We start from the raw sequence: 11,552 nt of genomic DNA, 5'->3' as shown, positions 1-11,552 counted from the left end.
AAGCAGTTCAGGAAAGGTGATCTATCGAATAAAACGATAAAGAGCAAAAACAGGTTTAATCAGAAAACCTAGCCCTTACTGTTTAAGTGGCGACGATTATTTTGCACGATATCGATTATTAAATAGCAAAGAAAAAACAGTGTAACCTTGATTTATAAGGAGTGACCATATATGTCCCAATTTATTATTGTTGAATTTTGGCGTGTATTAAAGCCCTCGGGCAGTCTCTATCTATTTTGCGGTTCAAAACTTGCCGCTGAAATAGAGGTATTAATGAAAAGCCGGTTCAATGTGCTGAATCATATTGTGTGGGCTAAACCGTCAGGTGTTTGGAAAAGAGCGCATAAACCAGCGTTACGTTCATTCTTTCCTGCTACTGAACGTATTATCTTTGCTGAACATTACGGTGCAGAAGGCTTTGCAAAAGGGGCAAATGGTTATGCCACAAAATGTAGTCAATTAAAGCGAGAGGTGTTCAAACCGCTCATCGATTATTTTAAAAATGCACGTGAAGCATTGAATATTTCAGCCAAAGAAATTAACCAAGCGACTAACTCTCAAATGTGTTCACATTGGTTTTCATCTAGCCAGTGGAAACTCCCAACACAGGTGCAGTATGAACAGCTTCAAACGTTGTTTAATACAAAGGGCGGGGAGTTACTGAAAGCGCACGATGATTTAGTAATCGATCGATTAACACTCCAAAAAAAATACGAAGTATTGAAATTAGAATACGCTGATTTAAGACAACAGTATGAAGATTTACGTCGACCTTTTAGTGTAACAAGTGAGGTGCCTTATACCGATGTTTGGACCTATCCTCCAGTTGCATATTACCCAGGCAAACACCCCTGTGAAAAACCAGCCGATTTACTCGATCACGTTATTTTAACAAGTAGCCAAGAAGGGCAAGTGGTGCTTGATGCTTTTATGGGGTCTGGCTCAACAGGCAAGGAGTGTATTAAATTAAATAGACAATTTATCGGCATTGAAATGGAAGCGCCAACATTCAACAAAACACTGATCGATTTGGATAAATAAGAACGTAAGAAAAAGCCCATGAAAATATGGGCTTTCAATATGATTTTCATACTAAGTTCGATGGTGTAGGTGGCATCAGGTGAGATTCTAAAATCAACCTGAATTAAGAATTGACTCCATAGTCACTTGCTATGCCTCTATTTATATTAAACCAAAAAAATGAAGAAAGCCGAATAGTCCTCCTGATAGCCCTGAAAGTATTAGCAACCAATAAAATATAAAACCTAAAACACGATCAAATTTAGTTGTATTGTCGTGTATTATTGTTGCACTCGCATACATAAACGATAGTCGACTACCTTCTAACTTTCGGCTCCATGACTTAGGAAAGGCTAATGCCTGAGCAACATTTATAATATCCCAACCGCTAGCATATTCTAAACCGAGTATTTCTTTAGTTTTTGGATTTTTTCTTAATTTTCTTACGGTTAACTGCCCAAAGAGAATATAGAGCGCCCCAACAATAATTGACGAAAAGATAAGGATAGCAACAAAGAATTCTGTATTATTCATAATTAATTCAACTGTTTCATAATATAGTCATAAACGCCGCCTGCATTTTCTTTAATCGCTTGGTTCGTTACAATTGAAGTTGTAGCAGCAACACCTGCAACAGCAATCCCTCCGATGATCAAGCCAACCCAACCAATAGGAGTAGCTACAACAAGGAAGCCTAATACAGCCCCTCCAACATTAACAGCAGCAGTTCCAGCTATAGCACTAGTAGCAAAACTACTTGACTCAATGAACATTTCTCGCTCCCAATTTCCACCTGCTTTATAACTGTTATTAATATTACCAATACGACTACCAAAATCGATAACAGCAAGACCATTGCCTAAGAATTTTGCTTGTTTAGTAAATTTAACTATATTGTCAGCCTGAACAGGATTAACTAAATCTAGCTTAGCAATACTTCGACTACTTCTTGCAATATCAGTCCCTCTTTTGAAACTAGTCATTGGAGTACCACGACTCGATTTTACTTGATTTGTTACTACTTTAACTTCTTGTTTAAAGCTATTCTGCATTTTATCAAATGCCACCTTCGCTTTTTGTTTAGCTACTATCTTAGAAGAAGATTTTGCAATCACTGCTTGGTGATACTCCATTAAAGCAGACTGATAGTTTTTCACGGCCCCAACAACCCCCCCCATTCTATTTGCATAAACACTGGTAGATGCTCCCATTAGTCCTACATTATATTCTTGTAATTTTGACGTGACAGAAGAAAGAGCTATAAGGTTATCTCCTCCAAATGATAATGCCAAACTTGTAAGGTTTTGTGTAATGGAAGGATTAGATAATTTACTCAATGTTGCGGAATCAATGTGAGCTTACGGCACCGTAGCTCAACTTCTTTTATCTAAACTGATTTAATCATTGTAGAAACTAATCGAGGACATCCATAACTTGAATCAAATAAAATCAATATGTTAAGTTATTATAGTTTGCGGGTGTCCCCATTTGTTGTAATGTAATTTAACCATCCACGGCTGGCGGTTGCGTAACCGATGGGTAGGAAAAGGAAGTTGGTATTTAGCGGCCCTTTGAGCAGCAACACGCGGAATCATATTCAACACTTCCTCTGAAATTTCCTGTAACGGAATTTCAGTACTACCAAAGCGACTAATGAGCCCCCTCTCAATTTCTTTAATCTCTTCTTTTGAAACGCTATTTTTCATATGCCCTCCTATATAAATGCTTGTAAATGCGCTAAAATGCGCCGTAATTAGTGGGTATTCACTAAGACAGGAAAATACCACAAATGAACTCAAGTTACCTTATGTGGTACATGATTGATCACAACGATGCCACTTGCAAGCTTTGGCTTGCATTTTTTTGCATCGTTATTTTTTTATGTGACACAGGCTAAAAATGAAAAAATCTAAAGAAGAGATTGAAGAGCAGTTAATTGAATTAAAAAAGCTGACTAAAACAGCAACTAATGTTGATTTAGCAAAAGCACTTGGTACCGCAAGGGGTACAATTCAAAACTGGAAAATCAGAGGAAGTATTCCTAATGCTATTTTTTTAAAAGCAGAGATGCTTTCTGAACAAGGCTCTGAACATGTAGCTGAATCCGTGGCAGCATTGGATTTTTACGATATTGATGTAAGTGCAGGCCCTGGTACATTAGCCTTGCAAGAAAAAAAATCAGACTCTATTACTTTCAACAAAGACTTCTTAATTAATTCCCTCGAAGTATTACCTGAAGATGTGTTCTTAATGCCAGTTCGTGGCGACAGCATGGTACCTACTCTAAAAAACCAAGCCATTATCATGGTAAAAAGAATCTGCCAGTTTTCGAGCGATGGCGTTTACGTCTTCCGCTACGACGGCCAACTCATGGTAAAGCGCCTACAGTTCTTAAAAGCAGGCTTAAAAGTCGTCAGCGACAACCAAACCTACGAAACATGGGAACTTAGCCGCCAAGAAGTAGAAACCGAAGATTTTGAAATTTTAGGTGAAGTCATTTGGTCAGGTCAGAGAATGTAACGATGAAACTGTTTGATAGCTAGACGGAAAAAGTATTGTTAGCGATAAATTATTCCCCAAATAAAAATAAGGTTACGATAATATGATAAAAAACATTGATTTTGTACATTACAGAAAAATACAAAACATAAAATTAGACTTCAAACCTGGAATCAATGCTATATCAGGAGAAAATGGTACTTGTAAAAGCTCTATTTTGCATATTATTGGCAACTCATATCAAAAGATAAAACAAACCAATATTGATATAGATACAAAACTATATAATGTCATCAAAAAAATAAACCAAACTGTAAACCCTAAAATCGAATCTTTAACTAAAGGGGATAAAGAATACAATGATCCAGCAGTTGGTGTAAAAGGTAAACTTTACACTGTAGAGTATGATGATTATTCATGTGATTTTAGGAGGCATAACAATTTAGGGAGTGATGAAAATTCAACTCGATTCAGATTAATTCCTACATATCCCAAAGGTGAAAAGCAGACCCTAAAAGAGCGAGCCGTTATTTATTTAGGTTTAACCAGAATAGTACCTATTGGAGAGTTAGGCGACATAACTCAAAACATTACAAATAATCTCCCTCAATCATATCAAGAGTCCCTTATTGAAGAGTACAAAAGACTAACTGGTATCAGTATTGAAAATATTCGAACTGAAAACTCAAACGATTTAAAAATCAGAAGTGAATTTACCACTCAGCATGATGGTATTGACTCAAATACAATTTCAGCCGGTGAAGATAACCTTTTTATTATTTTAACCTCGCTCATTTGCTTAAAATGGTTATTTGAAGAGACAAACCAAGGCAGTACGTTATTGATAGATGAAATAGATGCAACTCTACACCCATCGATACAATACAAACTACTTTTAATCCTCCAAGACTATTCAGCTAAATACCGCATACAAGTATTTTTTACAACTCATAGCCTTTATCTATTAGAAAAATTACTAAGTAATAAACATAATGTTCTATATTTGAAGAGCCACGTAGGTAACACCATAATACCTATGGAGGAGCCTGATATATATAGAATCAATATGTTTTTAAAAAATGAAACCAGAACTGAAACTCTATCTGATAAAAAAATCCCTATATTTACAGAAGACCCTGAAGCGCGACTGTTATTAGTTGAAATATTTAATAATTTAGCAGAGGTAGATGATGAATTTGCAAAAATATATCATTACTTCCACCTTGTTAAGATAAACTTAGGCTCTGACAGCTTGCGTGATTTATTTAACGACAGGTTTTTAAATAAAACAACTCTTAAAGCAATATGTATACTCGATGGTGATAAAACTGATGATCAGAAGAAAAGAAACGGAAGAATATTATCCTTACCTAGAGAAGGTTCACCTGAACAACATGTTTTTAGTCATTTAATAGCACTAGAAAATGATATGAGCTTAAGTCACGACTTTTGGATTCAACATCAATTAGATATGCACGGATTTACTATATCTTGGGCTCAACACAATAATATATTCGAAGATTCGAAGAACTTAATTGATAAGTATGACCGAGAAAAAGCAAAAAAATTCTTCAATAAACATCAAGATTTTTTTATTTTAGTATTTAGACACTGGTTAATAAAAAACAAAGAAAATAAATTGTACAAAAATTTCATTAAAGAACTAAATATAGCTTTTAAAGCAACAGCGACTGAAAATGCGATTAATCCAAATCTTTGGAATATTCAGAAACTTACATAACGTTATTAGTATAAGAAAAAAGGGTAATAAAGCTCAGCCCTTATAATAGCTTAAATAAAATCGGATATTAAAAAACCGATTTTATTTTACTTCTTTTCCTAAATTTTTCATTTTCTTTAAGGCGGTAAACGTAACATCAGGTTTAAATAGAACTCTTCTAAAATTTGGGTTATGAATGATGACTTCTGAACCTTTACGTTTCGTTTGAGCAGTGTAAGTTAGATCAAAAGTATTTGGCTTGAATTCCGCATAAATATCACAAATTTCAGGTGTATCGTCATAAGTCACAATCCAAGGTTGTTGGAGGTGGCGAACACTCTGAAAAAGACGGTAGTGGTCATCATGTAGAAAAAAGTTTTGGTATAAACCTTTTCCTTTTACGTAATAAGGAGGGTCAATATTCACTAAGCATGGGCCAATAATTTCAGGAAGGTGTTCATCTATATATTGAACTGCATCTAAATTAGTTAGGACGATATCTCTCCTGCGCTCACCAATTTGTCTAATCTTTCCTATTAGACTTTCTTTGGGATATCTGCAGTCGAGCAAGTAATTACCATTTTGGTTTAACCCGCCTATAACTCCAGCTTTAATGATGCCTGAACGATTTGTTCGATTTAAAAAAAATGTTGAAAATCCTAGTTGAAGTATATTTTGACTTTCTTCATCTTGAATCGCTTTTTGTTTATGCCACTCATCTATCGTTACAGGCGTTTGTTCAATTAATCGGCACAATTCATCTGTATGATTTAATACGCTATACCAAAAAGCATGGATCGATGGATTTAAATCGTTAATCCAAACTTTGGTTACATGACCTTCTAGCAGTAAATACCAAGCAATCGCGCATCCTCCTGCAAATGGCTCAACATAAGTACCACCTTCAAGCTCGTTAAGCTTAATAGTTTCCAATACATAGGCAGTAAGCTTGGACTTTCCACCTGGGTATCTCAACGGAGAATAAAACATTAGACCTCTTTAATATCTACCAAAAAACTCATCAGAGGGAATAATGAATCCCAAAAACGGTTTAAAAAATCACGATCAACGAAGTGTACTTGTCTTCCATGAACATAGCCATTTAAAGTGTTTAGACTAAAGTCATTTGCGGGATGTAATAAAGCATCAACAACCTTACATTCAGGGCTTTTACGCACTAATTTATTCTTTTTCAAAAATTCAAGCCTTTGCTTTAACGTTGTTTCATTAAACGCCCTTTTGTATTCAACATGAATCTTATCTTCAAGCTCTTCAGATGTTATATATTGAGCGACAGACAGATCTAAAAAAACTCTTAAAGATGAAGCTAAACAATTTTTATAACGATCCATTGGTAATTTTTTAAACTCTTCAAATAGAGCCTTTAGTTTAAAATTTTGTACATTTAAAACACATGTGGGAACCACAAGGTTTCTCCTAGCTGGATTTTTATAGTGTACATCAATTGTTTTTTCAGCATCTTTGGGGAGTGCGTCAGCAATATCATTAGCGTCCTTTTCAGTAGAGTCTTTAACTGCACCTGGTTCTTTTTTATTGTTGCTATTATCAGCAGTCTGATTATTTCCAGTTTCTTGGACTTCATCAGGTTCAGAAGTTACTTCAGGTAAAGCGGCTAAAATAGCATCAAGATTGCTATCTATGGTACGTGTATTGATTTTTACATCAATGCCAGGCTCATCGCGCCTAATTACATATCTTAACCATTGTAGATAGGCAGTGAAGAAACTATGTCTATTTTTCGTTATCTCAACATTATCAACATGTATGTGAACACCCCAAGCTTCTTTTACCTTAGAATTTGTAAACCATCTTTCTAAAATAGTCATCGGTATTCTGTGTGAAGAAACACTATCTTTCTCCACATCCGTTAACTGATTGAATATTTCAGGTGATAATGCTAAATCTCTTATTTGTAAAATACGCAGTGTGTAATCCAATTGTGATTTAGTAGATTTAGTAATAGACATTACTTTCTCTAAATCACCATCGTACTTATCATACAGTCCAGCAATCCAACGTTGCTGTTGTAATCTAGACCAAGGCTTCTGAAGACTATTCCCCGCATGCCTTTGATTTATGTACCACATACAATCATCAAAAGAAGGAGCAACGGCAACTCTAATTTTTTCTATTGTATCTCTATCAATTAATGATGCTTTGGCTCTGATATGTGCTCTTATCGATTTAGGTGCTTTATCTGGGTGGCGGAGTAATTTCAAAATCAACACTCGCCTATTACCTTCTGACACATAAAATTTGTCATTCTCAGAGCTTTGCCAAACAACAATAGGGTCTGCAGGTATAAAACCATCTGTAGAGATAGAATCTAACAATCTGTAAAAATGTTCTTTTTCTGATGTATCAGCGATTAAATCAGATACAAAGTCAGAAATATGTAAATGGGAATCTTCAGGAGATAATCTAGGATTACCCGTCCATAAACGGAGCTGATCGACAGATCTTAACGTTCTTTTTTCTAACCAGTCATACTTACCCATTAAAATTTTCTCTTATTAGTAATTATATTAAATTCATTTTTAAAAATACCATATATCTAATGTTATTTACTTGATTCAAATATCAAGATTGTAAATATAAAAACCTATTACTAAATAGTTTTTTGAGGACGTTCAAACAGAGGATATGGCGCTAAAGTCTACATTAAAGTAAAACACTCAAATAAAAATTCGCAATAGAGATTCGAAAAACAGCTTAAACTATTTTTTAATATCGCGCTTCTAGCTGGATACTAATCGGCCCCATTTATTAAACATCATCCTCAAGGATTTTAAACTCATTAAATTCTTTTTCTACTTTATCAAACAACACCTCAAGCAGAAGAATATCTTCTTCTAATTTTTCTATGAGAGCGTTTTACAACCCAATCGTTACCCATGATGTAATTAAAATAACCCAATAAAATATTTCCCGCATAACAGACCTTTTTAATCTTTATTTGAGTAGTGAGTTATAACATTGACAAATCTAACCAACTGTTTTAATTACGTTTAAATTACTACTATGTCTCTTGTTTAAACATTGGGTTAACTTGTAATACATGCGTCATATAAGCCATAAAGTTAGGCATACCATCGAGTAAACACTGTTTATTCTCACTTCGTAGAACCAATTCTTTTAGTACAAAAAGGTTTCTTTGTACTTCTAAGCGACTTAAATCAATATGATCATAATCAGGAAAAACACTACCATATATAACTACATCTTCAATTAATGAACGCCACTTTTTAGCATGTTCATCCTGATTTTTACTATCACATGCATATACAAATGCTGCCGCAACAGCATCAGCTAACTGAACTCCATGAACATCTTTTGAGTCAACTAAATTAAGTGGCTCTTTGAGATTAAATGTAATCGGGTTATCAACGCCAGCCACGCTACTAAACGTCTTAGATTCATTGCCTATCATTGCAGTGAAAATTTCTTGATCTTCACTTAATGGTTTTGAATTATCACAAAATGCAGTTAGTTCATCATATTCCAACCCCCATTGAGCTAAAATACTAAATAAAGCAGTATTGGTAAGATCCAGAACCCACTTACCAGAACCTTCACCAGCATAGCCATCAAGCTCTTCAACGATTGCTTCTTTATTCATTATTGCGAAATCAAATATCAACTCTAAAACAGGTGACATCTCAGGGCTTTTAGTAGCAGTAAACAATGCTTTTAAACCATTGAAATCACCATTTCTCATTAATTTTTCGAAATCTTCAAACAACTCTTCTGCCATTGCACCACGTGATGTTAATTCAATATACAGGACTGTACTTACGAACTTATGAAAGTTAGCATTATAAAAAAGCATACTGTTTCTTTGTAACGATGGCTCAAATATATATTCAAAGAACTTTCCAGCCAAAGCGTATTTTTTATCTGAAATAGATACTTTAATTCGCCCTGTTAACGCACCTATTATTTCGTCGATAGCTCGGCGCCCTTTAACCTTTTTAACTAACTTACCACCTTTAATTTCACCGTTTTGAATTTGATATTTACGTATTATATGATCAACTAAAGCTTGAGCTTCATTATCATCACTTACTACAGAAGCATAACTGAAATACTTTTGTTGCTTGTGCAGTAGATTGTTACCTGTAAAGCCTGACTCATCAAAATATACGTTTGCAATTGATTTCATAAAGTAACTCCTGCGAGAATAGCACTGAGACATAACGCATTGCTAAACGAAAAAGAATAGTTGGCGATAATCGCAAAGCGATCACCAACTGTTATTTTTCTGTTTAAGCAACTTGTTATGTGCAGAATCAAAACTTGAACTTGCTAAAAATTATCTGTTGTTTTGATTTAGGGATTACAAAATTTACTCCCAATGGACTCATAGGGTGAAAATCATTCCTGAACTGCATAAAAATATCATGATAAACCGCATCAATCTCAACCTCTTTATACAACAATCCATTTATATACCGATTAAAGTAACCAGCCACCAAATCAGCAATCTGTATGCCGGTACTTCTTTCAGAATCAACAAATTTAAGATTTAAATTGCTAGTCACATCATAGTCGGAATTAAAAACAGGTGGCGTTTTTACATCCGGTTCACTGTTTTCTAATACTTCTTTACTATAAATCAGTACATCATCAAACTCTTCTTGTTTATCATGGTGAAGAATAACGTTTCCTAGCTCTTTTAAGTGATATTTATTTAGCCTTCCAATTACGCTAAATATGGAATGTACATGGGGAAGTAGATGTATAGCTTTACCATTTTTCATTGAATCAGGTATAGGAATAAATTTTTTCACAGCCTCATTTTCGCCTACATTAGACTTAAAAAGTCTATAGTCATCAATTGTTTCTTCAATAGAGCTAACTGTTAACTCGGCAAAATCGACACTGTTGGATTTACTTTTAAAAAATGATGAAAGTGTATCCATTGATTTAATAAGATTTTTTTCTGACGGATTTTTACAGCTATCAAAAAAAAATTCATAACATTCACTTGTGAGATTCGCACTCATGTAGTCTGCAAGTTCATTTCTGATATATTGAATTTCACCATTTGATTCATCGCCAGTGAAGTGCGGTGTCCATATTTGGTGGTTCACTATTCCAGTGGTAATACAGTATTTTTTATCAACCAATTCCACCAATATTGGAAGTCTTAGATTTGAGATAAGCTTTGCTATATCCAACAAAAATTTAGGGTTGCTAAAGTACAGTTCACTAGATTTTAGCTCCGCATCATCTAGCTTATGTTTTACTTTCAATTCATTTACGTGCTTTGACAATACTTCTTCATTTGAAACGCCAATACATGCAAGTGTAAAAATCGGTTGATTTCCAAACGTTAAATCTACTTTTTTACCAATTAAGTCCCCTGAATTTCCACTTTCATCTAGATAATAATTGTATGACAAATTTTTCCCCTCCCTGTACATAACAGCTTATTATAAATAATAATTCTGCATTTTTTATAAAAACACTGAGTAGAACAATATATTAAGGTCAATAGCAACTCTGTATTAACAACAGAAATACGGACAACACGTAATCTGTATATAAGTACATAATTTATTCTGCAGTAATGATAAACAAAGCCTACATTTTTTATTGCGCTATCAAATTATATGAATGAGCAATACCTATAGCTAGGTAGTTTATTTCGCGATTCTATATCAAGTAACTTTAAAATAACATTACACTCCATTACGTCACTATATAAATGATTTTATTGCCCTTTATTTAAGTGTTTTCACCTTTTTAAAATACGGCATAACACACACAACTTGTGGTAAATACACAGCAAACTACCCAAGGTAATTGTTTACAAATAACCTCATAATACGCCATTAAGCACTTCTAACCTTTTCCTGTAGACTGTGTAAATAAACAGTTATTTTTAATGGTGCGATTTATGTCAATTAGAAAACAGCCTAACGGAAAATACTTAGTTGAGCTCTACGCCCAAGGTCGTGGTGGGAAACGGACTCGAAAAACGTTTAGCACACAAGCTGAAGCGAAACGCTTTGAACAGTTCACACTGAATGAAGCTGAGCAAAAGCCCTGGTTGCCTGAAAAAGATGATAATCGTCGCTTAGATGAACTCATTGAAGTTTGGTTTAGTCTGCATGGCCAAGCGCTGAATGATGGCAAAAAACGCAAAAGTAAATTATTAGCGATGTCATTATTAATGGGCAACCCCATTGCTAGAAACGTGATAGCCAAAGATTTTTCTAAATATCGGCAACTTCGTATTCAAACTGTTTCAGTTAAAACTGCAAACAATGCCCAAACGTATCTAAAT

The 11,552-nt window shown here is 34.4% G+C and carries 11 protein-coding genes; 4 read left to right on the top strand and 7 right to left on the bottom strand.

Translation table 11 applies throughout. The annotated features are described in order from the left end of the window. The first annotated feature begins 171 nt into the window (after positions 1 to 171). Positions 172 to 1,041, top strand: a complete 870-nt coding sequence (locus tag CXF74_RS19575; protein WP_101084210.1) for a DNA-methyltransferase — start codon at positions 172 to 174, stop codon at positions 1,039 to 1,041. Positions 1,042 to 1,182: 141 nt separating this feature from the next. Here CXF74_RS19575 and CXF74_RS19570 read toward each other — a convergent pair whose 3' ends face one another. The 3 genes from CXF74_RS19570 to CXF74_RS19560 all read right to left on the bottom strand — a co-directional run bounded on the left by CXF74_RS19570 (position 1,183) and on the right by CXF74_RS19560 (position 2,726). Beyond that, positions 1,183 to 1,554, bottom strand: coding sequence for a hypothetical protein (locus tag CXF74_RS19570; protein WP_101084209.1), 372 nt, complete (start codon positions 1,552 to 1,554; stop codon positions 1,183 to 1,185). Positions 1,555 to 1,556: 2 nt separating this feature from the next. After that, the gene (locus CXF74_RS19565) at positions 1,557 to 2,357 is read right to left on the bottom strand and encodes a hypothetical protein (RefSeq protein WP_232772595.1); all 801 of its coding nucleotides are present in this window, start codon (positions 2,355 to 2,357) and stop codon (positions 1,557 to 1,559) included. Positions 2,358 to 2,477: 120 nt separating this feature from the next. Next, positions 2,478 to 2,726 (bottom strand): pyocin activator PrtN family protein, encoded by a 249-nt coding sequence (locus CXF74_RS19560; RefSeq protein ID WP_101084207.1) that lies wholly within the window; start codon positions 2,724 to 2,726, stop codon positions 2,478 to 2,480. Between the two features lie 193 nt (positions 2,727 to 2,919). Here CXF74_RS19560 and CXF74_RS19555 point away from each other — a divergent pair, with 193 nt between their 5' ends. After that, the gene (locus CXF74_RS19555; protein WP_101084206.1) at positions 2,920 to 3,540 is read left to right on the top strand and encodes a S24 family peptidase; all 621 of its coding nucleotides are present in this window, start codon (positions 2,920 to 2,922) and stop codon (positions 3,538 to 3,540) included. Positions 3,541 to 3,622: 82 nt separating this feature from the next. Continuing rightward, entirely contained in the window at positions 3,623 to 5,260 is a 1,638-nt protein-coding gene (locus CXF74_RS19550; RefSeq protein ID WP_101084205.1) for an ATP-dependent nuclease, read from the top strand. 81 nt (positions 5,261 to 5,341) lie between these two features. On the opposite strand, the gene CXF74_RS19545 is transcribed toward CXF74_RS19550, so the two are convergent. The 4 genes from CXF74_RS19545 to CXF74_RS19530 all read right to left on the bottom strand — a co-directional run bounded on the left by CXF74_RS19545 (position 5,342) and on the right by CXF74_RS19530 (position 10,665). After that, positions 5,342 to 6,229 (bottom strand): DNA adenine methylase, encoded by an 888-nt coding sequence (locus CXF74_RS19545; RefSeq protein ID WP_101084204.1) that lies wholly within the window; start codon positions 6,227 to 6,229, stop codon positions 5,342 to 5,344. Further along, the gene (locus CXF74_RS19540; RefSeq protein WP_101084203.1) at positions 6,229 to 7,758 is read right to left on the bottom strand and encodes a hypothetical protein; all 1,530 of its coding nucleotides are present in this window, start codon (positions 7,756 to 7,758) and stop codon (positions 6,229 to 6,231) included. Before CXF74_RS19540 ends, CXF74_RS19545 begins: the two co-directional genes overlap by 1 nt. Before the next feature lie 521 nt (positions 7,759 to 8,279). Further along, positions 8,280 to 9,422 (bottom strand): DUF3800 domain-containing protein, encoded by a 1,143-nt coding sequence (locus CXF74_RS19535; protein ID WP_101084202.1) that lies wholly within the window; start codon positions 9,420 to 9,422, stop codon positions 8,280 to 8,282. Between the two features lie 127 nt (positions 9,423 to 9,549). Next, the gene (locus tag CXF74_RS19530; RefSeq protein WP_157822467.1) at positions 9,550 to 10,665 is read right to left on the bottom strand and encodes a DUF3800 domain-containing protein; all 1,116 of its coding nucleotides are present in this window, start codon (positions 10,663 to 10,665) and stop codon (positions 9,550 to 9,552) included. Positions 10,666 to 11,162: 497 nt separating this feature from the next. Between CXF74_RS19530 and CXF74_RS19525 the strand changes: the two genes are divergently transcribed. Then, on the top strand, positions 11,163 to 11,552 hold a 390-nt coding region (locus tag CXF74_RS19525), incomplete at its 3' end, for a phage integrase (RefSeq protein ID WP_442965959.1).

It is taken from the genome of Psychromonas sp. Urea-02u-13 (genome assembly GCF_002835995.1).
Taxonomy (GTDB): Bacteria; Pseudomonadota; Gammaproteobacteria; order Enterobacterales; family Psychromonadaceae; genus Psychromonas.
This window is presented reverse-complemented; position numbering and strand designations above follow the sequence as displayed.